This is a genomic window from Bradyrhizobium sp. CCBAU 11357 (assembly GCF_028128865.1).
GTDB lineage: Bacteria > Pseudomonadota > Alphaproteobacteria > Rhizobiales > Xanthobacteraceae > Bradyrhizobium.
Window position 1 is genome coordinate 218,421 of sequence record NZ_LBJW01000017.1, and the last position, 20,604, is coordinate 239,024.

Here is a 20,604-nt window from a genome sequence, read left to right on the forward strand (position 1 = left end):
TCAAAGACCCCGCGGCCTTTTTTGTTGAGCTTTGGCGAGCGCTTAACGCGCTTCGATCTGGTTTCTGAATGACGTCATTGGGTTAGCTTATTAGAACCGTTCCGAAGTACAACGGCAAATTTGCGCGCTTCCCCGCTTTCATGGGAGCTGCGCGTGCACGGCATTAATGCCGTGCGCGATCCGCGTGCGGCGCAACATGTGCTCTCACCTCGTCATTGCGAGGAGCTCTTGCGACGAAGCAATCCAGTGTCTTTCCGTGGAGGCAGTCTGGATTGCTTCCGCCTTCGCCAAGGCTTCGGCGGACAAGTCGCTGCGCTCGCAATGACGGCGTTGGCGGCAGCGCAGCAATCTCCTGGTTCAGCCGCGTGCGATGTCGCTCTTCGCGAGGTCCCACATCAGGCAGTAGGTGCCGACGGAGACGGGGAGCGGGAAGGGCGCCGCAGCCGGGCCGGTGAAGCGCTCGGCGATGACGGCGGAGACGGCATTGACATGCGTGCCGTCGATCAGGACGAACCAGTCGCGCGCGCCCTCGTTGCGCGCCGCCGGAATTCCCGCCGTTGCGCCCGACAATTCCGGCTCGGTTTCCAGCAGATGCATCGAGATGATGCGGTCGCATTTGTCCGGCACGAGCTTCTCTTGCAGTGCATCACGCCAGGGCGCGGCATTATCCCGCGTCGGCCGCAGCCGCACCACGCCGAGCGCGGTGCCGCGCCCGGTGCCCTTGCTGATGGTGATGCGCGCGACCACGCGCAGCATGTCCTGGAAGCGCGCCATGGTCTGTTGCGACCAGTCGGTCGGGTTCGCGAGCCGCGCCTTGTAGGCAGGACTGTCGAGCACCTCCAACGTCGCGGTCGAGTACAGGGACAGATATTTGGGATTGGCGGCGTGCGCGACATAGCGCCGCGCTTCGAGAAATCCGTCGATCGCGACACGCTCTTCCAGATGCTCGCGATCGTACCAGCGATTGAAATCGGCTTCATCCGAAGCGTCGATGTTCATCGACGTCAGCAGCATGCCCTTTCCGGCGAGCGGCATTCTTCTTGTCCTCTCATCGCCCGATCTTCGACGCAAGGTTCGCGATCGACTTCATGACCGCGTCCCTCACGCCGCCATCATAGAGCGAATGGCCGGCTTCTTCCACGATGCGAAGCTCGGAACCGGGCCAGACTTTCGCAAGGGCCTGGGAGGTCGCGGGAGGACACAGCAGGTCATAACGCCCCTGCACGATGATGCCGGGAATGCCTTCGAGCCGGCCCGCGTTCTGCAGCAGCTGGTTCTCTGTCATGAAGCTGTCGTTGACGAAATAATGCGCTTCCATGAACGGCGTCGCCGGCAATGTGCGCCAGACGTTGAGCGCGGCGAGGTCGAGCCGTGTCCGTGCGGGCTTGTGCTCGGACAACGTGCGCTCGGTGTCGTGCCAAGCCTTCGCCGCCGGGCCATGCACGGCAGGGTCGGCATCGAGCATGCGGCGCCAATAGGCATCCACCGGCCGCTCGCGCTCCTCGGGCGGCAGCACGCTGAGGAAATCCTCGTACAGCGCCGGATGGAATTGCGACAGGCGCGAAGTGAAGGCGGTCTCGACCTCGGTCCGCGTGCCGAGAAACGTCGCGCGCAGCGCAATGCCCGAGACGCGCTCGGGATAGGCCTCTGCATAAGCCAACGCCAGCGTCGCGCCCCAGGAGCCGCCGACCACCATCCAGCGTTCGAAGCCGAATTTTTCGCGGATCGTCTCCATGTCCGCGATTAGATGCGCAATGGTGTTGTGCTCGCGCGAGCCCTTGGGACGGCTGCGGCCGCAGCCGCGTTGGTCGAACAGCACGGCGCAGAAACGGTCGGGATCGAACAGCCGGCGATGGTCGGGTTGGCAGCCGCTGCCGGGCCCGCCATGCAGGTAGACTGCAGGGACCCCCTCGCTGCGGCCGACGCTCTCGACATAGAGCTCATGGCCGTCGCCGACATCGAGCATGTCGGAGGTCAGCGGCGCAAAGGGATCGGTGCGTTTGGCCGCTGTGCCTGCGTCCGCGTCAGGCGTCATTCTCGGGTTCCAGGGTGCCGCCGGCGAAGTTGCGATAGAGGAAGCGGCTGGTCGCGCCCTCGGCTTCGGCTTCCGCCTGCTTGAAGATGGTCTCGTGCAGCGGCGACAGCGCGCAGGCCGGGTCGGTGTTGGCGGCGTCCCCGGTCAGCGCAAAGGCCTGGCAGCGGCAGCCGCCGAAGTCGATCTCGCGGAATTCGCAAGACTTGCACGGCTCCTTCATCCAGCCGGTGCCGCGATAGCGGTTGAAGGCCTCCGAGTTCTGCCAGATCCAGGCGATCGAATGGTTGGAGCGCACCGATTCGAAATCGAGCCCCGTGATGCTCTCGGCGGCATGGCAGGGCAGCACCTTGCCGGCGGGCGAGATGTTGAAGAACTGCCGGCCCCAGCCGCCCATGCATTTCTTCGGCCGCAGCGCGTAATAATCCGGCACGACATAGTCGATCGTCAGCCGGCCCTTCAGCCGCTCGCGCGCCTCCTCGACGAGCCGGGTGCATTCCTCTAACTGCACCACGGTCGGCATCAGCGCTGCGCGGTTCTTCAGGGCCCAGCCGTAATATTGCACATTGGCGACCTCGAGCCGGTCGGCATCGAGATCGAGCGCCATCTGGATGATATCGGGCAGCTGGTGCAGGTTCTGCCGGTGCATCACCGCGTTCACGGTGAGCGGCAGGTCGAGCTCGCGCGTCCATTTCGCGACCTCGAGCTTCTTGCGGTGGCCGCCCTTGTAGCCGGCGACGCGATCGGCGAGGCCGTCCTCGATGCCCTGGAAAGAGATCTGCACATGGCAGAGGCCGGCCTCCGCGAGATCGCTGACCTTCTCGCGCGTCAGCAGCACGGCCGATGTGATCAGGTTGGTATAGAGCCCGGCGTCGCTGGCATGCTTGACCAGCTCGACGAGATCCTTCCGTGCCGTCGGCTCGCCGCCGGAGAAATGCACCTGGAGCACGCCGATCTCGGCGAGCTCGCTCAGCACCTTCTTCCACTCGTCTGTCGTCAGCTCCTTGCCCGAGCGGTCGAGCTCGACCGGATTGGAGCAATAGGGGCATTGCAGCGGGCAGCGATGGGTGATCTCGAGCAGCACCGCAAGCGGAATGCCGAACGTCTCCGCCGTCGAGCGCTGCTTCTCCAGCACCGCGAGGCTGTCGCTGGGCGGGATGGTCACGTCGCTCATGACGTCTTCTCCCTGATCTCGGTGAGAAAGCCCTTGTCGGCGAGATCCTGCAACATGACGATGATGTCGGCCAGGATCGCCTCGCGCGGCGCGGCGTATTTCGCGGCGAGCTGATTGGCGACCTCACCGACATTGCGCTCGCCGTTGCAGAGCTGCAAGACCTCGACCGCGATCTCGTCCGGCGCCAGCACCCGCTCCGGCGCCAGGATCACCCAGACCTTCCGCGTCTCGTCATATCTGAGCTTGGCATGCCGCGGCAGCACGGGGCGGCTTGCCTCGCTGACGCTGATATGACGCGGCCCGGCCATCGCTGTTCCTCTTAACTCGCTTTCGGCACGAACGCGCCCGGCGGAATGTGGCCCTCGACATAGGCGTGCTGCAACGCATCCAGCTGCACCCATAGCACGTTGGTCTTGAAGATCAGCGCGTTGCAGACCTGCGCGCGCTGCTCCGGCGTCGTTGCGTGCTTCTTGACATAGTCCAGCGCGAAATTGGCGTCACGCGGCGCCTGGGTCAGGCGGCGCTTGAAGTAGCTCATGATGTCGGGGTTGACGAAGTCGCAGTGCTCCAGCATGCCGGCGATGCGCTCTTCATGCAGGTTCGGCGCGAACAGCTCGGTCAACGAAGAGGCGATCGCCTCCAGCGGGCTCTTCTCACGGCAATAGTGCACATAGGCTTCCACCGCGAAGCGCGTCGCCGGCAAGATGCCTTCGGTGGATTCCACGTATGCGGTGTCGAGCCCGAGCCCTTCGGTCAGCTTGATCCAGCGCTCGATGCCGCCTTCGCTGTCGATATCGCCGTCATGGTCCTCGATGCGGTGGCGCCATTCCACGCGCGTGGCGCGGTCGCGGAACCGCGAGATCACCACCGCGTCCTTGATCGGGATGGTGCTCTGGTAATAGTAGCGGTTGAGCGCCCAGGCCTGCACCTGGCCCTTGTTCAGCTTGCCGCCATGCAGCAGCTTATGGAACGGATGCAGGCTGTGATAGCGCGTCGCCCCGATATGGCGCAGCGTCGCCTCGAGCTCCTCGGCGCTCGTGAGCCTGATGTCCTTGCCGATCGAGAGCGCGGTCATTCCAGTCATGGACGCGGCATTCACAGCACGATCTCCATTCCATCCCCAGGTATCTGCCAGCCCGCCTGTTCTACCATTTTCCGCTCCGGGGAGGCAGGCAGCAGCGCCGGGTTCGAGTTGTTGATATGCAGAAACAGCTTCCTGTCGATATTGAGGTCGGCCAGCCGTGCGATGACGCCGTCCTCGCCGGACATCGCGACATGGCCCATGCTCTTGCCGGTCTTGTGGCCAAGCCCTGCCTTGATCATCTCGTCGTCGCGCCAGACCGTGCCGTCGAAGAACACCAGTGAAGCGCCGTCGATCTCGGCCTTGAGCGCGTCGGTCACCTCGGCGCAGGCGGCGATGAAGTAGAAGAACTTGCCGGTGGCCTTGTCGGTGATCTTCAGGCCCAGCGTGTCGCCGTCGCCGCTCACCCCGCCCGGATGCACCTTGCCTTCGAGATACCAGGCCGACTTGCCCGGCACGGCAAAGGGCAGCACCTCGAGCCCTGAGCGCGTGCCGCCCGGCAGCCGCGGCTCGAACGGCTCGCGGATCGCGATCGGCTGGCGCCGCACGTTCTTTTCGTTCAGCACGTTGAAGATGCTGTTGCTGGCAAGGATCGCCAGCACCTTCTCGTGCGCATACACCGTAAACGGCGAGCCTTCGCGCATCGACAGCAGGCCTGCCAAGGCATCCACTTCGCTGTTGGTCAAAATCACGCCCGCAATCGGCGTGTGGCGCAGCGCGCCCGCCTTGGGATGCAGCTGCGGCGTGGCATTCAATTGCTGGCGAAGATCGGGCGAGGCATTGATCAGGAACCAGTGCTCGCCGTCGCCGCTGAAGGCGACCGAGGCCTGGGTTCGAAAGAGCTCATGTCCATTCGCACGAGCCGCGCGGCAGCCTTCGCAACCGCAATTCCACTGCGGAACTCCGCCGCCGGCCCCGGCGCCCAGGACGACGACGCGAAGCATGATCCGTCTCCTGGAGGCGAATTCGCGAGGTGGATCTCAGGCCGAGACAGTTTCGGACAAGGTTTCTGTCTGCCGGAAACGTATCGTGACCAAGAACCACCTGCGCAGAACGCGATCTCGCCAGCCGCTTACTTGCGGGTGGCGCTCACATACATGTTGATTTCCATGCCGCAGGGCACTTCGACGATCTTCGGGGCTTTCCAGGCCATTTGGCTCTCCATTTTCGCAAATTCGGACGCATCCGCCCGCAGATAAATTAATGCGGGCGGAGAACTTCGCCAGTGAAATTTTCCCGACCTAGGTAGTAGGCTGAGGAATGTTGCACTGCAAAGATGGCGTATTGCGGCCGCAAAGATGAGCGGATCAGATACGCAAAATTGCCGATAGGTCGTGATCCCTGTCGGGATAAAGCAGTTGTGAGTATGGACCGGCTTCTCATCGGCGACAGACGACCCCATTGGATCAGGCATGCCCAGATATTTCTTCAACACCCGCATCGGCGACGAACTGATCGTGGATCCTGACGGCGAGGACCTGCGCAACCCCGACCGCGCCTGGGAGGTCGCGCGCCAGATGATCCTCGAGGTCGTGAAGTCGGAAGGAACCCAGCCGGCGCTGCTGGAGGCGGTCATCGAGGTCACCGACGCCGACGGCGAGATCGTGCTGGAGTTTCCATTCACCGAGGCGCTGCTCGACATGCCGGACCAGTCCGCGACACGGCATTAGAAGCTGACGACGGGTGAGGGGGCGCAACTCCCTCCACGTCATTGCGAGGAGCGAAGCGACGAAGCAATCCAGACTGCCTCCGCGGAGGCAGTCTGGATTGCTTCGCTTGCGCTCGCAATGACGGAGGTACCCCCGCGAAATCCGCATGGCTTTGCCCCGTTCCCGGCGCTAAAAGACGCCGGTCATACGGAGCAAGCCATGCAAGATCTCTGGCGCCTGTCGGCCGCCGACCTCGCCACCCTCGTCAAATCCCGGAAAGTCTCCGCCAGGGAGGCCGCCAAGGCCGGTCTCGCGCGGCTCGATGCCGTCAATCCCCAGCTCAACGCGGTGATCGACCACCGGCCGGAGGACGTGCTCAAGCAGGCCGATGCCGTCGATGCCGCGATTGCCAGGGGCGAGGACCCCGGCGTTCTCGCCGGCGTGCCCGTCACCATCAAGGCCAATGTCGACCAGGAGGGCTTTGCCACCACCAACGGCCTGAAGCTGCAGCGCGACCTGATCGCGCGCGAGGACAATCCGGTCGTCGCCAATTTCCGGAAATCGGGCGCCATCCTGCTCGGCCGCACCAATTGCCCGGCCTTCTCCTACCGCTGGTTCACCACCAATCTGGTCCATGGCGACACCAAGAACCCCCGCGACCCCTCGCTGACCCCGGGCGGCTCGTCCGGCGGCGCCGGCTCGGCGGTCGCGGCCGGCATCGGCCATATCGCCCACGGCACCGACATCGCCGGCTCGATCCGCTATCCCGCCTATGCCTGCGGCGTGCACGGATTGCGCCCGACGCTCGGCCGCATTCCCGCCTTCAACCCGGCGCTGCCGGAGCGACCGATCGGGCCGCAGATCACGGCTGTGTCGGGCCCGCTGGCGCGCACGGTCAATGATCTCAGGATTTCGCTCGAAGCCATGTCGGCCCGCGACATCCGCGATCCCTGGTTCGTGCCGGTGCCGCTGCAAGGCCCGACCCGGGACAAGCGCGCCGCGCTCTGCCTCAATCCGGGCGGCCTTGCCACCGCGCCGGAGGTGAAGGCCGCGGTGAGCGATGCCGGCAAGCGGCTGGAGCGCGCCGGCTGGACCGTCGATGTGATCGAGGACACCCCGCCGATGCGCGAGGCTGTCGACTGGCAGATCAAGCTGTGGCTCGGCGACGGCTACGAGTCGCAGCTGGAGATGGCCGAGCGCGAGGGCGATCCCGGCGCGCTGGCCTGCCTACGCGGCAACCGCGCCAGGGTCACGCCGATGGACCAGGCCAATTACGCCAAGGCGCTGACCCGGCGCGCCACGCTGACCCGCGAGTGGATGCTGTTCTTCGAAAAATACGCCGTGCTGCTGACGCCGGTCTCCGGCGAATTGCCGTTCCCGGATCATCTCGACCGCAAGGACGTGGACTCCTTCAAGCGCGTCTGGGAAGCGCAGCTGCCGCAGATCGCGATCCCCTTCATGGGACTGCCGGGCCTCGTGGTCTCCACAGGTCTCGTCGGCAAGGCGCCGGTCGGCGCGCACGTCGTGTCGGGGCGCTATCGCGAGGATCTGTGCCTGCTGGCAGGCGAAGCGATCGAGGCCGGCGGCGTGCCGCCGTCGCCGATCGATCCTGTGGGCTAGCGATGACCGCCATCTACGACTTCAAGGCCAACTCGCTGGCCGGCGAGGAGGTCCCCCTGCGACGTTTCGAGGGGCAGGTGCTGCTGATCGTCAACACCGCGAGCAAATGCGGCTTCACGCCGCAATATCGCGGCCTCGAGGATCTCCATCGTGACCTCTCGCCGCGCGGCTTCTCGGTGCTCGGCTTTCCCTGCAACCAGTTCGGCGCGCAGGAGCCGGGGCAGGCGAGCGAGATCCAGGAATTCTGCTCGACCCATTACGACGTCACCTTCCCGCTGTTTGAGAAGATCGACGTCAACGGGCCGAAGGCGCATCCCTTGTACGAGTACTTGAAACGCCAGCAATCCGGGCTTCTCGGCGCCGCCATCAAATGGAATTTCACCAAATTCCTGGTGAACCGTGAGGGGCGCGTGGTCGCGCGCTACGCGCCGACCGCCCGGCCCGAAGGTTTGCGCAACCAAATCGAAACACTGTTGTGAGCGAGACAATCATGAGCGACGAATTTCCGGACCGCCTGTCGGTCGACCCGAACAGCCCGTATTACAACGCGGAGATCCTGTCGCGCGACGTCGGCATCCGCTTCAAGGGCATCGAGAAGACCAATGTCGAGGAGTACTGCATCAGCGAAGGCTGGGTCCGCGTCACCGCAGGCAACGCCAAGGACCGCCATGGCAACCCGCTGACCATCAAGGTGCACGGTCCGGTGGAGCCGTATTTCAGGGACAAGAAATAGTTTGAACTGAGCGCGCGCCGCTCTCCTCGTCATTGCGAGAAGCGCACACTCTCTCCTCGTCATTGCGAGGAGCCCTTGCGACGAAGCAATCCAGACTGCCTTCGCAGATGCATTTCTGGATTGCTTCGCTTCGCTCGCAATGACGACGACAACCACCGAGGCCACCCATGTCCGTCCGCATCGTCGACGTCCGCGAGATCACCAAGCCGATCTCATCGCCGATCCGCAACGCCTTTATCGACTTCACCAAGATGACGACCAGCCTCGTTGCCGTCGTCACCGACGTCGTCCGCGACGGCAAGCGCGTCGTCGGCTACGGCTTCAATTCCAACGGCCGCTACGGGCAGGGCGGCTTGATCCGCGAGCGCTTTGCCGCGCGCATCACGGAGGCCGATCCGAAGTCGCTGCTGAATGCGGCCGGCGACAATCTCGACCCCGACAAGGTCTGGGGTGCGATGATGACCAACGAGAAGCCGGGCGGCCACGGCGAGCGCTCGGTCGCGGTCGGCACCATCGACATGGCGGTGTGGGACGCGGTGGCGAAGATCGCGGGCAAGCCGCTGTTTCGTCTGCTCGCCGAACGCCACGGCGTCAAAGCAAATCCGCGCGTCTTTGTCTACGCAGCCGGTGGCTATTACTATCCCGGCAAAGATCTCTCGATGCTGCGCGGGGAAATGCGGGGCTATCTCGACCGCGGCTACAACGTCGTGAAGATGAAGATCGGCGGCGCATCCATCGAGGAGGACCGCACCCGCATCGAGGCGGTGTTGAAGGAGATCGGCAAGGACGCGCAGCTCGCCGTCGATGCCAACGGCCGCTTCAACCTGGAGACCGCCATCGCCTACGCCAGGATGCTCCGCGACTATCCCTTGTTCTGGTACGAGGAGGCCGGCGATCCCCTCGACTACGCGCTGCAGGCCGCGCTCGCCGAGTTCTATCCGGGCCCGATGGCAACCGGCGAGAATCTGTTCAGCCACCAGGACGCCCGCAACCTGATCCGCTACGGCGGCATGCGCTCCGACCGCGACTGGCTGCAATTCGACTGCGCGCTGTCCTATGGCCTGTGCGAATACCAGCGCACGCTCGAAGTGCTGAAGACCCACGGCTGGTCCCCCAGCCGCTGCATCCCGCATGGCGGCCACCAGATGTCGCTCAACATCGCCGCGGGTTTAGGTCTCGGCGGCAACGAGAGCTACCCCGACCTGTTCCAGCCCTATGGCGGCTTCCCCGACGGCGTCCGCGTCGAGAACGGCCACATCACCATGCCCGAGCTTGCAGGCATCGGCTTCGAAGGCAAGTCGGATCTCTACAAGGAAATGAAGGCGCTGGCGGAGTAGAGCTGGGGGCGCGATGGCGGCGCCGTCTACTGTCATCCCGGCCTTCGCCGGGACGACGATTGAGTTTGCAGCCACGACCTCGCCAATTCCTCCGCTGTCATGCCCCGGCTTGACCGGGGCATCCAGTACGCCGCGGCGAATATAGCAAGAGCGAGCGCTTCAACGCCGGCCTCTGGAATACTGGATCGCCCGGTCAACGCCGGGCGATGACACCGAGATTGTAGCTGCGAACCAACGCAAGCGGCCGAGCCTGTGGCCTACGACAACCGCATATCCAGCAGCCTTCGCCCTTCACCCTTCAGCAGCTTCTTCACCGCACTGGACGCCACGACCTCGCCGTCATTGGCATAGGCCTCGTGGTTCTTCTCGATGTCGTCGAGGCGGTAGAGGTAGTTGACCATGACGCCCGCGGACTCGCGCAGGCCCTTGGGCGAGAGGTCGCCCAGCCAGTTGATGCGCTCCAGCCGCGCGCCGTTGCCGAGATGGAAGCGGGCGACGGAATCGATCAGCTTGCCCTTCGGCGTGCGCGCCTTGAGGAAATAGTGCGCCGCGAGCGGCTCCAGCACGGCGCGGAGCAGCGCCGCCGTCTCCGGGCTTTCGAACCATTTGGGATCGTCGAGGCGCTTGAGCACCTCGCGATCCTCGTCCGACAGCGGCAGATCCCTGTCCTGCTTCACCCAGGCCATGAAGCCGGGCACCGGCGACAGCGTGACGAAGGTGTCGAGCTTCGGCAGCTCGCGGCGCAGCTCTTCCACCACCTGCTTGATCAGGAAGCTGCCGAAGGAGATGCCGCCCAGGCCGCGCTGGGTGTTGGAGATCGAATAGAACACGGCGGTGCGCGCGCGCTCGATCGGCAGATGCTGGCGGTCGACCGCGAGCAGGGGCTGGATCGCGCCGGGGATGGTCTCGGTCAGCGCCACCTCGACGAAGATCAAGGGCTCGTCCACCATCGCAGGATGGAAGAAGGCGTAGCAGCGCCGGTCGACCGGATCGATGCGGCGGCGCAGGTCGTCCCAGTCCGAGATCTCGTGCACGGCTTCATAGCGGATGATCTTTTCGAGGATGTTGGCCGGGGTCGACCAGTCGATCCTGCGCAGCACGAGAAACCCCCTGTTGAACCACGAAGAGAGAAGATGCGAGACGTCACGGTCGAGCGCGGCGAGATCGGTGTGCCCGTTCATCATGCCGAGCAGATCGGCGCGCATGTTGACGAGATCGCCGGTACCGCCCGGCGCACGGTTGAGGCGGCGGATCAGCTCCTGCCGGCGCGGCTCGGAGGCGAAGTGCAGGGCGCTGGCATCCTCGTCGCTCGGCTTGGCGCGCCATTGCTCGATGGCCTTGGACAATCGTTCCCGGTCGGGTCCGAAAAAACGTACCAGTCCTTCGAAGAAGGTGCGGCGTCCCTCCGCATCCAGCTCCTGATAGAGATCGAGCACCTCGCGCGCCATGGCGGTGCCGGATGCTTCGCCCCGGCCGGACAGCAGCGCGCCGCAAAGCTCGAGCAGTCCATCGGCATCCCGTTTGGTATTCGAGGCGTCCCCCCGGCGAAGCAACGTGCGGCCGCGCTCGGAGATGGTGGCAAGCAGGTCGGAGAAGAAGGCGTTGGCCATCTGGGCTTTCGTATCAGGTCGGTGCAATGCGGGAGCTTACACGGGATTTGGGTGCAAGCCGATCACAATCAAGCAGGCGAATGCGGCATCTTTAGTTGGAGTGTGCGTTTGGAGAATGGCGGCATGCCGTTGGATGCGGACAACGCCACCGAGGGCATCGCCGCCGTAGGGTGGGCAAAGGCGCGCTTGCGCCGTGCCCACCATCTGTGGACGACCGCGAAAGACGTGGGCACGCTTTCGCTTTGCCCACCCTACGAGTTGTCGTGGTGTGGCGGCTGCCTCACCCCTTCCCCGCAAACTCCGTCGGCGTCCGCCCCGTCACCTGGCGGAACGCGGCCGAGAACGCCGGCACGCTGGCATAGCCGAGCTGGGTCGCGAGCTGCTTCATCGACACGCTCGCATCCGTCGATATCCGCTCGATCGCTGCCGCAATCCTCGCGCGCTGGCACCAGCTCTTGAAGCTCAGCTGCGTCTCGCTCGAAAACAGCCGCGACAGCGTACGCCCGGAGGTTCCGACCTCGCGCGCCAGCGTGTCGATGTCGTGCAGGCCGGTGGGATCGTCGAGCACGATCATCGCGGCGCGGCGGCAGCGTGGCTCTCGGGGCAGCGGCACGAAGGTCGCGGAATCCTCGGCCTGCTGCAGTTCCAGCATCACCAGGCGCACCAGGAGCTCGGTGCGCTCCTCGGTGCTGCGCCCGTCGAACAGGGCGAGGATCGCCTGATTGAGCAGCGGCGACACCCGCACCACGAATTCCCGGGACAGGCCGTCATAGCGCTGCTCGCGTTCCAGCCAAGGCAGGTCGAAATAGAGCGTGCGCATTTCGATGTCGGCGAGCAGGTCGATGGCATGCTGGAGCCCGGCCGGCACCCAGACCGCGCGGTCCGGCGGCACCAGCCAGCGTCCCCCTGGTGTCGTCACCTGCATCGTGCCCTTCGCCGCATAGATCAGCTGCGCCTCGCGGTGCATGTGCAGATCGATCCGCATCCCCTTGGGATAATCGCGAGCGACCAGATGCACGCCCGCGGGCGAGCGGTGGTTGCTCCGGACCTCCCGCAGGATTGGCGTTTCCAAGATTGGCGTTTGCAAGACAGTCATTGGCAGCATCCCGTCATGGCGAGGACATATAACTCATTTCGGAGCAGGAGAGGATTCGGGAATGAACAGCCCCAGCCGGGTCATCGGTTTCGTCAATGCCGGCCATTTCATCGACCATTATGCGATGCTGATCTTCGCCGCCGCTGTCATCATCATGGGCCCGGCGCTCGGCATGGCCTATTCGGAACTGTTGCCTTACGCGACACCGGGCTTCGTCGCCTTCGGCGCCGGTTCGCTGCTCACCGGCTGGCTCGGCGATCGCTGGAGCCGCCGCCACATGATGCTGATCTTCTTCGTCGGCATCGGCCTCTCCATGATCGCGGTCGGCTTCGTGCAAACGCAGGTCCAGCTCGGCGCGGCGCTGCTCGCGATCGGCATCTTTGCCTCGATCTATCACCCCGTCGGCACGGCCATGATCGTGTCTTATGCCGACCGGCTCGGTCGCGAGATGGGCATCAACGGCGTCTGGGGCAATCTCGGCGTGGCCTCGTCGGCCCTGGTCACCGGCGTGATCGGCCAATATCTCGGCTGGCGCTTTGCCTTCATCGTTCCCGGCGTCGTCACGGTCCTGATCGGAATCGCCTTCGCGCTGAGCGTCGTGCACGAAGACCGCAAGGGCTCGAAGCAGGCCGCAGCGCAGGCGCGGGTGGCCAAGCAGGACATGTGGCGCGTGATCCTGGCGCTGCTGATCGTGGTGATCGCGATCTCCACGACCTTCAACGCCGTCACCGTCGCGCTGCCAAAACTGTTCGCCGAGCGCCTTGCTGACCTGACCAGGAGCCCGGCGCTGCTCGGGGTCATCGCCGCCGGCGTCTACGTGTTCGGCGCGATGACGCAGTACACGATCGGCCGGCTGCTCGACCGCTATTCGCTGAAGACGGTGGCGCTGCCGCTGTCCTTCATGCTGGCGCCGTTCCTGTATCTGGCGGCGAGCCTGTCCAACCTGCCGCTGATCGTGGTTTCGATCGGCATCGTCATGGGCGCGTTCGGTCAGGTCACGGTGAATGATGCCATGGTCGGCAAATACACCACGGAAGAGTGGCGCTCGCGCGCCTATGCCGTGCGCTATTTCGTCGGCTTCACCGCGGCCGGCGCCTCCGTCGGTCTGGTCGCCTGGCTCTACGAGCAGGGCGGCTTCGTCACCATGCTGCACGCCTTCGCCGCCCTCTGCCTGCTCGCGATCGCCGCTGCACTGATCCTGCCGCGCGAGATCCGGACGCCGCAGGCGGCGTGAGCCGAACTCTCTCCACTCGTCATTGCGAGGAGCCCTTGCGACGAAGCAATCCAGGGTCGCTCCGCGGAGACAGTCTGGATTGCTTCCGCCTTCGCCAAGGCTTCGGCGGACAAGTCGCTTCGCTCGCAATGACGAGGGAGGTCGCGGCCGATCGCTCATTTCGCCGATGATGCCATTCTGCCAGTGTTTTGCCCGACGGAGCAAGTCGATTCGGCAAGACCGAAATTTTCGCAAGACTTTTCAACCCCATCCCTACTGTGCATGGGGTTGTTTTCGGACTTTTTGTTTCGAGCGGACGAAGGGAAGCTAAGGCTTCACCTCCGCCACCGCCTTCACCGCCTTCTTGCTCGCCCGCCAGTTCTCGAAGCGCTGCACCACCACGAAGAACGCCGGTACGAACAGCACCGCGAGGCAGGTCGAGGCCAGCATCCCCGAGAACACGGTGATGCCGATCGACTTGCGCGCGCTGGCGCCGGCGCCGGTCGCGAGCACCAGCGGGACGACGCCGAGGATGAAGGCGAACGAGGTCATCAGGATCGGCCGGAAGCGGGCACGCGCCGCTTCGATCGCGCTTTCCACGACCCCCTTGCCGTCGCGGCCGTGCAGCTCGAGCCCGACCTCGACGATCAGGATGGCGTTCTTCGCCGACAGCGCGATGAGCAGGATCAAGCCGATCTGGCAATAGAGGTTGTTGTCGATCTTCAGGGCGGAGAGGATCAGCATCGGCCCGAGCAGCGACAGCGGCACGGCGAGGATCACCGAGATCGGCGCATACCAGCTCTCGTACTGGCCGGCGAGCACGAGATAGACCAGCAGCATGGCGAGCCCGAACACCCAGTAGATCTGGTTGCTGACCGCCTTCTCCTGATAGGACATCGCGGTCCATTCATAGCCGGTGCCGGGCGGCAGCGTCTTGTCCGCGATCTCCTCCATCAGCTTCAGCGACTGACCGGAGGAATAGCCCTGCGCCGGCAGGCCGATCACGGTCGAGGACGGATAGAGGTTGTAGAGACTGATCAGCGACGGCCCGGTCGCCGGCGTGATCTTGGCGACGGTGCCGATCGGGATCATGTCGCCGTTCGAGTTGCGCACCTGCATGTTGGCGATGTCGCGCTCGGTGACGCGGAACGCCGGATCGGCCTGGGTGTAGACCTGGAACACGCGGCCGAACTTGTTGAACTGGTTGACATAGGACGAGCCGAGATAGGTCGACAGCGCCGAGAACACCTGATCCGTCGTCACGTGCAGCGTCTGGGTCTTGACGCGGTCGATCTCGATGTTGAATTGCGGCACCGAGGAGCGGAACGAGGACTGCACGCGCTGCAGCGCGCTCTGGCTCTGAGCGTTGGAGACCATCGCGCCGGTGATGGCCTGCAGCTTGGCGAAATCGCTGTTGCCGTCGCGCAGCTCGACCTGCATCGAGAAGCCCGCGGCGTTGCCGATGCCCTGGATCGGCGGCGGCGGCAGCACGATGGTGCGGGCCTCCATGATGGCCGCGAGCTTGTCGTTGAGGCCAAAGACCAGCGAGCGCAAATCCTCGCCTGGCCCTTTGCGCGCGTCCCAGTCCTTCAGGATGATGTAGGCGACGCCGGCATTGGCGAGGCTGGCGCTGTTGTCGAGCGCGGAGATGCCGGCGATGGTGATGACCTGCGCCACGCCGGGTGTCTCCTTGATCAGCCCGCTCGCTTTGTCGAGCACGGCCTGCGTCCGCTCCAGCGCGGCGCCGTCGGGCAGCTGCACGGCGGCGATCAGATAGCCCTGGTCCTCGATCGGCAGGAAGCCGGTCGGCACCCGCGACAGGCCGTAGCCGCTGGCTGCGATGACCAGCAGCGCGAACGCGACCGAGATGGTGGCGTGCTTCACCAGAAACGTGATCAGCCTGGTGTAGCCGCGCTCGACGCGGTCGTAGACCGCATTGAAACCCCGATAGAAGAAATTGCGCTGCTCCGGCGGTACCGCCGGCCGCAGCCACAGCGCACATTGGGTCGGCTTCAAGGTCGCTGCGTTGATCGCCGAGAGCAGGGCGGTCGCGGCGATCACCAGCGCGAATTGCGAGTAGATGCGCCCGGTCAGTCCTGCGAGGAACGAGGCCGGCAAAAACACCGAGATCAGCACCAGGGTGATGCCGACGATCGGCGCGAACAGCTGGTCCATCGCGCGGATCGCGGCGTCGTGGCCGTTCATGCCCTGCTCGATGTTGTGGGCGGCGCCTTCGACCACGACGATGGCGTCGTCGACCACGATGCCGATCGCGAGCACGATCGCAAACAGCGTCGACATGTTGATGGTGAAGCCGAGCGCCGCCATCGCCGCGAACGCGCCGATGATGGTGACGGGCACGGTCGTCGCCGGCACCAGCATCGCGCGCCAGTCCTGCAGGAAGACGAGGATCACGACCAGCACCAGCAGGCCGGCCTCGATCAGGGTCATGTAGACCTCGTGCACCGAGGCTTCCACGAACTTGGTGGTGTCGAACGGCGTGTCGTACTTGATGCCTTCGGGGAAGCGCTTGGCGAGCTCCGCCATCTTCTTCTCGACGGCCTGCTCGACCTGGAGCGCGTTGGCGCCGGGCGACTGGAACACGCCGATGCCGGTGGCCGGCTGCTTGTTGAGCGAGAAGATCTGGCTGTAGGTCTGCGCGCCGAGCTCGACCCAGCCGACGTCGCGCACCCGCGTGACGTCGCCGCTACTGCCCGATTTGACGATGATGTTCTCGAACTGGCCGGCGTCGTCGAGCCGTCCGTTGACGTTCAGCGTGTACTGGAACGCCTGTCCCGGCGGCGTCGGCGGCGCGCCGACCTGGCCGGCGGAGACCTGCTGGCTCTGCTGCTGGATTGCGTTGATGACGTCCTGCGGCACCAGACCCCGGACTTGCAGCTTGTTGGGATCGAGCCAGATCCGCATCGAATATTGGCCGGCGCCGAACACGGTGACGTTGCCGACGCCGGGCAGGCGCGAGAGCTCGTCGCGGATGTTGATGGTGGCGTAGTTGCTCAAGTAGAGACTGTCGTATTTCGCATCCGGTGAGGTCAGCGTCACGAACAACAGGATCGAGGTCGACCGCTTCTGCACGGTGACGCCCTGGTTCTGCACGGCTTGCGGCAATTGCGACAGCGCGCTGGAGACGCGGTTCTGCACCAGCACCTGCGCGAAATTGAGGTCGGTGCCGATCTTGAAGGTGACGGTCAGCGTGTAGGTGCCGTCGGAGCCGCTGTAGGACTGCATGTACAGCATGTCCTCGACGCCGTTGACCTGCTGCTCGATCGGCAGCGCCACGGTGTCGATCACCGTCTTGGCGCTGGCGCCGGGATAGCGCGTGGTGACCTGCACGGTCGGCGGCACCACGTCGGGATATTGCGCGATGGCGAGATTGAACAGCGCGACGCCGCCGATCAGGATCATCAGGAGCGCGATGACGTTGGAGAGGACCGGCCGCTCGATGAAGAACTTTGAGATCATGGCTGGCAGCCCTTACTTGCTCGAGGCCTGCGACTGCTCGATCTTCGTCATCTGCGGATCGATCTTCTGGCCCGGGATGACGCGCAAGAGCCCCGCGGTCACGACGCGGTCCTCCGGCTTCAGGCCGCTTTCGATGACGCGCAGCCCGTTGTCGACGGGGCCGATCTGCACCTTGCGCTGCTCGACGACGTTGTCGCTGTTGACCACCAGCAGATAGCGGCCTCCCTGGTCGCTGCCGAGCGCTGTGTCGGGAACGAGCAGCGCGCTCTTCTCCTGGTCGAAGGGCACGCGGACCCGGACGAAATAGCCGGGCAGCAGCACCCGCTTGTCGTTGGGGACGAGGCCGCGCACCGCCAGCGTGCCGGTCGATTGATTGAGGGTCGGCGAGACGTAGTCGAGCTTGCCCTCATGCGGATAGCCGGTCTCGGTCTGCAGCCCCACTTGAATCGGGAATTGCTTCATGTCCGTGGGCGTCAGTCCGCGACGGGCCGCCTCGGCGCGGATGCGCAGCACGTCCTGCTCGTTGACGGTGAAGTTCACATAGATCGGGTCCATCGCGACGATGGTGGCGAGCTGGGTCGGCGAGGAGACGCCGACCAGCTCGCCGACCGAGACCATGTGCGCGCTGACGACGCCGTCGAACGGCGCGGTCACCCTGGTGTAGCCGTAATTGACCTCGGCCAGCCTCGTATTGACCTGGGCCTGCTGGAGGTTGGCCTGGGCGTTGTCGCGGGTCGATGTCGAGGTGTCGAGGGTGGACTGCGAGACCGCCTGGCGCTGCACCAGCTCGACCTGCCGCTTGTAATCGGCTTCGGTCTGCTTGACCGTGGCCTGCGCGCCGACCTCCGCGGCCTTCGCCTGCTCGACCTTGAGCTTGTAGGTCTCCGGCTCGATCGTGAACAGCTGGGTGCCCTGCTTGACGAACGTGCCGTCCTGATAGTCGATCGTTTGCAGGAAGCCCTGCACGCGCGCGACGAGATCGACGCTCTTGATCGGCGCCGTGTTGCCGGTGGCCTCGATGTAGCGCGTCACCGGGCGCTGCACCGGCGTCGCGACGTCCACCTTGGGCGGCGGCGGCGCCACGAACGTGTTCTTGTCCTCACAGCCGGCGAGCATGATCACGGCGGTCGCGGCGGAAAGGACCTGTCCGATACGCGTCCACGCTTCATTGCGTCGTGCGGGAGAGGTGGGATTCGCGCGCGTCATTCGGTGGTCCCCGATTGCTGTCTGTCGGTGCGGCAGGCTACCAACAAATGCGCGGCCGTGAAACACCATAGCCATGGCGGTCACGTCCCTTGCACTGCAAACGGCTGTGTGGCTGTTGACAGATTTGTCGTGACAAGGCGCTTTTTCACGGGGCGGACGATCGACCCGTCCGCACTAGGGCTGGTGCGCATGCCACGCCGCGAGCACATCCTTTTCGTCTTCGGCGGTGAGACCGACGACCGGCCCGTTGCTGGCGTTGAGCCAATCAAGCGTATCGCGCGCGGTGTCTCCCGCCGGTCGCGAGGTCAAGCCGGCCTCGCGCGCCGACGAGGTGTCGCGCGTCATGAAGCCGGCGAAGTCGGGCAGGGGCAGCCACATCGGCAGCGACCGCGGGCCGGCCCAACGCCTGACGTCATGCGCTTCCAGAAAGGCGCGATCGACCCAGGTGAAGGTGCAGGACGCGTTCAGCGCCGATGCGCATTCGCTCAGGGAATTCGCCGCGCGTGCGGATCGGCCCGATCCCGTCATAGATGCCGGTGAGACCGGTCTCTGCCGCATGCACGATCCACGGCGCGAGATCGCGCACGTCGATGAACTGCACCGCATCCTCCGGCGATCCCGGCGCCAGCACCTCGCCGCCGCGCGCAAGCCGCGCCGGCCAGTAGGCGAACCGTCCGGTCGGATCCTCGGGCCCTGCGATCAGTCCGGCACGGCAGATGAAGGCATCATCGCCGACCGCCTGTTCGCAGGCGACCTTGGCGGCGCCGTAGATCGCCTCGCTGCTGTGCTTGATCTCCGCCGCAACAGGCTCGCGCAGCGGCGCGGTGTCGGCGCGTTGCCCCGGGACGCGGTTGTCCGCATAGACGCTGATCGTCGAGACGAAGGTCCAATGCACGCCCGGCTGCTTCAGCGCGGCGACCGCGCGGCGGACCTGGCCGGGATGACGCGCGACATCGACCACGGCGTCGAATGTCTCACCGGCGAGCGGCGCAAGTCCGTCGGCTAGGTCGCGGTCAATCCGCACGAAGCGGGCGCCGGCGGCAATCGGCCCCGCAAGGCCGCGGACGGCGCAGGTCACGTCATGACCGCCAGCGCAAGCATGGCTTGCGACCGCCCGGCCGAGAAACTGGCTGCCGCCGAGAACGAGAATGCGCATGGAACGGTCCGTGTGGCCGATGCGATCGCGAGACTACAACCTGCGCCGGCAGTTGCAACCCGCCTCCTCAGCGGCCCCTGATCTCCGCGTATTTCGCCATCGCCTTCTCGAACTTCCGGTTGAACAGCCACATCGCAGCGAGGATCTCGCGGTAGCTTGCCGAGGTTTTCGCCCGGTCGGCCCGTCCGAAGGCAAAGATGCTGTTGTTGCGGAGGTGTTTCATGATCGTGGGGCTGGAGACCCCATAGTTCAGGAGATCGCCGGATTTGAGCGCCGACCGCGTCGGGGTGGGAACGATCTGGATCAGCTCGAACAGCTTCATCTGGTCGATCGGGTCGGGCAGTGTCTTCACGATTTTCGGGATCTCACGAAACAGATCGGCGTGCGCGTTCATCAGGCCGTCGCGCACATTGGTCCAGTGGTTGAAGCGATGGTCGGTGCCGCGGGCGCGCGCCTCCTCCTTGTCGTCGCGTGCGCTCAGGTGCGGATCGATCGCGGCGATGACGCCCTTGATGGCCTCCCATTTCCGCCTGCCGTTGCGGTCTTCGGAGGGGCCGGTCTGGAAGCTGCCCATATAGGTGTTCGAGCGTGCGTTGCGGACGTTCTGCTTGCCGTTGGTCTCCGCAAAGAACAGCCCGAGGCTGATCCGCCCGGCAGCCTCGGCGTGTTCAGGCGCGAGCCCCTTGGCGCGCGCAATCGCAACGGCGAGATCGACGACGTCCCTAAACGGCGTCGGCGAGTTCTGCGCGCTCGCAGGCGGCGCCTCCATGAGGTCGAACAGCCTGCCGTATTCGTGGACCAGCGGCTCGATCTCGGCATCGAAATAGGGCGGAGGAATCTCGAACTTGTTCGGCCGGCCGATCCGCGACGGCATGACGTCGGTGAGGTCCTTGTAAGCACTGATCACAGCGACGCGCGCGAGATAGAGCGCCTGTCCCGGCAGGTTCGGCAGCGGCTCCTTCGCCTCGATCTGGCGCCGCCGCTCGGCGAGGATGGATTTGAAGTCGCCGAGCGCGCGCTCGTAGGCCGCGAGCGCCTCCGACTGCTGTGGCGTCGGCGCCGCCTTCTGCGCTACGGCGGGCACCGCGACGCAGAAGGCAACAGCCGCAAGGGCCGCGGCGGCAAGTCGTCTCGATCCCATGGCCGATCCTATGGCTGGTTCCTGTCGATTCGATGGCCAGCGAGATCGTAAACGTCGGAGGCGAGCTGCCGCAATT

The 20,604-nt window shown here is 65.1% G+C and carries 20 protein-coding genes; 6 read left to right on the forward strand and 14 right to left on the reverse strand.

Annotated features, from left to right (window positions below; genetic code table 11):
• Window positions 1–357 precede the first annotated feature (357 nt).
• The 7 genes from XI05_RS06005 to pqqA form a co-directional block, all read right to left on the reverse strand.
• The gene (locus XI05_RS06005) at window positions 358–1,035 is read right to left on the reverse strand and encodes a DUF4286 family protein (RefSeq protein ID WP_271499697.1); all 678 of its coding nucleotides are present in this window, start codon (window positions 1,033–1,035) and stop codon (window positions 358–360) included.
• Window positions 1,036–1,048: 13 nt separating this feature from the next.
• On the reverse strand, window positions 1,049–2,035 hold the full coding sequence (gene pip / locus XI05_RS06010; protein ID WP_271499700.1) for a prolyl aminopeptidase: 987 nt from the start codon (window positions 2,033–2,035) through the stop codon (window positions 1,049–1,051).
• Entirely contained in the window at window positions 2,025–3,206 is a 1,182-nt protein-coding gene (gene pqqE / locus XI05_RS06015; protein ID WP_271499702.1) for a pyrroloquinoline quinone biosynthesis protein PqqE, read from the reverse strand. The genes pip and pqqE overlap by 11 nt, the downstream gene beginning before the upstream one ends.
• Window positions 3,203–3,514, reverse strand: coding sequence for a pyrroloquinoline quinone biosynthesis peptide chaperone PqqD (gene pqqD, locus XI05_RS06020; protein ID WP_271499705.1), 312 nt, complete (start codon window positions 3,512–3,514; stop codon window positions 3,203–3,205). Before pqqD ends, pqqE begins: the two co-directional genes overlap by 4 nt.
• An 11-nt stretch (window positions 3,515–3,525) precedes the next feature.
• Entirely contained in the window at window positions 3,526–4,281 is a 756-nt protein-coding gene (pqqC, locus tag XI05_RS06025) for a pyrroloquinoline-quinone synthase PqqC (protein WP_442869239.1), read from the reverse strand.
• Between the two features lie 20 nt (window positions 4,282–4,301).
• Entirely contained in the window at window positions 4,302–5,231 is a 930-nt protein-coding gene (gene pqqB, locus XI05_RS06030) for a pyrroloquinoline quinone biosynthesis protein PqqB (RefSeq protein WP_271499711.1), read from the reverse strand.
• Window positions 5,232–5,359: 128 nt separating this feature from the next.
• Window positions 5,360–5,440, reverse strand: coding sequence for a pyrroloquinoline quinone precursor peptide PqqA (gene pqqA / locus XI05_RS06035; protein ID WP_007595659.1), 81 nt, complete (start codon window positions 5,438–5,440; stop codon window positions 5,360–5,362).
• A 259-nt stretch (window positions 5,441–5,699) separates the two neighbouring features.
• Between pqqA and XI05_RS06040 the strand changes: the two genes are divergently transcribed.
• The 5 genes from XI05_RS06040 to tarD all read left to right on the forward strand — a co-directional run bounded on the left by XI05_RS06040 (window position 5,700) and on the right by tarD (window position 9,626).
• The gene (locus tag XI05_RS06040) at window positions 5,700–5,957 is read left to right on the forward strand and encodes a DUF6894 family protein (protein ID WP_036007354.1); all 258 of its coding nucleotides are present in this window, start codon (window positions 5,700–5,702) and stop codon (window positions 5,955–5,957) included.
• A 198-nt stretch (window positions 5,958–6,155) separates the two neighbouring features.
• Window positions 6,156–7,556, forward strand: a complete 1,401-nt coding sequence (locus XI05_RS06045; RefSeq protein WP_271499714.1) for an amidase family protein — start codon at window positions 6,156–6,158, stop codon at window positions 7,554–7,556.
• A 2-nt stretch (window positions 7,557–7,558) separates the two neighbouring features.
• On the forward strand, window positions 7,559–8,035 hold the full coding sequence (locus XI05_RS06050) for a glutathione peroxidase (RefSeq protein WP_271499717.1): 477 nt from the start codon (window positions 7,559–7,561) through the stop codon (window positions 8,033–8,035).
• 11 nt (window positions 8,036–8,046) lie between these two features.
• Window positions 8,047–8,289 (forward strand): DUF3297 family protein, encoded by a 243-nt coding sequence (locus tag XI05_RS06055; RefSeq protein WP_036007363.1) that lies wholly within the window; start codon window positions 8,047–8,049, stop codon window positions 8,287–8,289.
• Between the two features lie 167 nt (window positions 8,290–8,456).
• Complete coding sequence (gene tarD, locus XI05_RS06060; protein ID WP_271499720.1) at window positions 8,457–9,626, forward strand: D(-)-tartrate dehydratase; 1,170 nt, start codon at window positions 8,457–8,459, stop codon at window positions 9,624–9,626.
• Window positions 9,627–9,883: 257 nt separating this feature from the next.
• Here tarD and XI05_RS06065 read toward each other — a convergent pair whose 3' ends face one another.
• Together XI05_RS06065 and XI05_RS06070 are read right to left on the reverse strand one after the other, a co-directional pair.
• Window positions 9,884–11,236 (reverse strand): malonyl-CoA decarboxylase, encoded by a 1,353-nt coding sequence (locus tag XI05_RS06065; protein WP_271499723.1) that lies wholly within the window; start codon window positions 11,234–11,236, stop codon window positions 9,884–9,886.
• 280 nt (window positions 11,237–11,516) lie between these two features.
• Window positions 11,517–12,341 (reverse strand): AraC family transcriptional regulator, encoded by an 825-nt coding sequence (locus XI05_RS06070; RefSeq protein ID WP_271499725.1) that lies wholly within the window; start codon window positions 12,339–12,341, stop codon window positions 11,517–11,519.
• Window positions 12,342–12,393: 52 nt separating this feature from the next.
• On the opposite strand from XI05_RS06070, the gene XI05_RS06075 reads away from it, so the two are divergent.
• Window positions 12,394–13,566, forward strand: a complete 1,173-nt coding sequence (locus XI05_RS06075; RefSeq protein ID WP_271499728.1) for an MFS transporter — start codon at window positions 12,394–12,396, stop codon at window positions 13,564–13,566.
• A 306-nt stretch (window positions 13,567–13,872) separates the two neighbouring features.
• Here the strand turns inward: XI05_RS06075 and XI05_RS06080 are convergent, their stop codons facing one another.
• The 5 genes from XI05_RS06080 to XI05_RS06100 form a co-directional block, all read right to left on the reverse strand.
• Window positions 13,873–17,025, reverse strand: a complete 3,153-nt coding sequence (locus XI05_RS06080; protein WP_271499731.1) for an efflux RND transporter permease subunit — start codon at window positions 17,023–17,025, stop codon at window positions 13,873–13,875.
• Between the two features lie 12 nt (window positions 17,026–17,037).
• Entirely contained in the window at window positions 17,038–18,231 is a 1,194-nt protein-coding gene (locus tag XI05_RS06085; RefSeq protein WP_271499734.1) for an efflux RND transporter periplasmic adaptor subunit, read from the reverse strand.
• Window positions 18,232–18,405: 174 nt separating this feature from the next.
• The gene (locus XI05_RS06090; protein ID WP_271499737.1) at window positions 18,406–18,609 is read right to left on the reverse strand and encodes a hypothetical protein; all 204 of its coding nucleotides are present in this window, start codon (window positions 18,607–18,609) and stop codon (window positions 18,406–18,408) included.
• Window positions 18,610–18,643: 34 nt separating this feature from the next.
• Entirely contained in the window at window positions 18,644–19,387 is a 744-nt protein-coding gene (locus tag XI05_RS06095; RefSeq protein WP_271499739.1) for an NAD-dependent epimerase/dehydratase family protein, read from the reverse strand.
• A 67-nt stretch (window positions 19,388–19,454) separates the two neighbouring features.
• Entirely contained in the window at window positions 19,455–20,528 is a 1,074-nt protein-coding gene (locus tag XI05_RS06100; RefSeq protein ID WP_271499742.1) for a hypothetical protein, read from the reverse strand.
• Window positions 20,529–20,604: the final 76 nt, after the last annotated feature.

Excerpts from the sequence above, each read along its gene's own strand:
- XI05_RS06050 (WP_271499717.1), top strand. The coding sequence starts at position 7,559 with ATGACCGCCATCTACGACTTCAAGGCCAACTCGCTGGCCGGCGAGGAG.
- pip (WP_271499700.1), bottom strand. The coding sequence starts at position 2,035 with ATGACGCCTGACGCGGACGCAGGCACAGCGGCCAAACGCACCGATCCC.
- XI05_RS06085 (WP_271499734.1), bottom strand. The coding sequence starts at position 18,231 with ATGACGCGCGCGAATCCCACCTCTCCCGCACGACGCAATGAAGCGTGG.
- XI05_RS06095 (WP_271499739.1), bottom strand. The coding sequence starts at position 19,387 with ATGCGCATTCTCGTTCTCGGCGGCAGCCAGTTTCTCGGCCGGGCGGTC.
- XI05_RS06080 (WP_271499731.1), bottom strand. The coding sequence starts at position 17,025 with ATGATCTCAAAGTTCTTCATCGAGCGGCCGGTCCTCTCCAACGTCATC.
- XI05_RS06045 (WP_271499714.1), top strand. The coding sequence starts at position 6,156 with ATGCAAGATCTCTGGCGCCTGTCGGCCGCCGACCTCGCCACCCTCGTC.
- XI05_RS06005 (WP_271499697.1), bottom strand. The coding sequence starts at position 1,035 with ATGCCGCTCGCCGGAAAGGGCATGCTGCTGACGTCGATGAACATCGAC.
- XI05_RS06065 (WP_271499723.1), bottom strand. The coding sequence starts at position 11,236 with ATGGCCAACGCCTTCTTCTCCGACCTGCTTGCCACCATCTCCGAGCGC.
- pqqA (WP_007595659.1), bottom strand. The coding sequence starts at position 5,440 with ATGGCCTGGAAAGCCCCGAAGATCGTCGAAGTGCCCTGCGGCATGGAA.
- XI05_RS06040 (WP_036007354.1), top strand. The coding sequence starts at position 5,700 with ATGCCCAGATATTTCTTCAACACCCGCATCGGCGACGAACTGATCGTG.
- XI05_RS06090 (WP_271499737.1), bottom strand. The coding sequence starts at position 18,609 with ATGTGGCTGCCCCTGCCCGACTTCGCCGGCTTCATGACGCGCGACACC.
- XI05_RS06075 (WP_271499728.1), top strand. The coding sequence starts at position 12,394 with ATGAACAGCCCCAGCCGGGTCATCGGTTTCGTCAATGCCGGCCATTTC.
- tarD (WP_271499720.1), top strand. The coding sequence starts at position 8,457 with ATGTCCGTCCGCATCGTCGACGTCCGCGAGATCACCAAGCCGATCTCA.
- pqqE (WP_271499702.1), bottom strand. The coding sequence starts at position 3,206 with ATGAGCGACGTGACCATCCCGCCCAGCGACAGCCTCGCGGTGCTGGAG.
- XI05_RS06100 (WP_271499742.1), bottom strand. The coding sequence starts at position 20,528 with ATGGGATCGAGACGACTTGCCGCCGCGGCCCTTGCGGCTGTTGCCTTC.
- pqqC (WP_442869239.1), bottom strand. The coding sequence starts at position 4,281 with ATGACCGCGCTCTCGATCGGCAAGGACATCAGGCTCACGAGCGCCGAG.
- pqqB (WP_271499711.1), bottom strand. The coding sequence starts at position 5,231 with ATGCTTCGCGTCGTCGTCCTGGGCGCCGGGGCCGGCGGCGGAGTTCCG.
- pqqD (WP_271499705.1), bottom strand. The coding sequence starts at position 3,514 with ATGGCCGGGCCGCGTCATATCAGCGTCAGCGAGGCAAGCCGCCCCGTG.
- XI05_RS06055 (WP_036007363.1), top strand. The coding sequence starts at position 8,047 with ATGAGCGACGAATTTCCGGACCGCCTGTCGGTCGACCCGAACAGCCCG.
- XI05_RS06070 (WP_271499725.1), bottom strand. The coding sequence starts at position 12,341 with ATGCTGCCAATGACTGTCTTGCAAACGCCAATCTTGGAAACGCCAATC.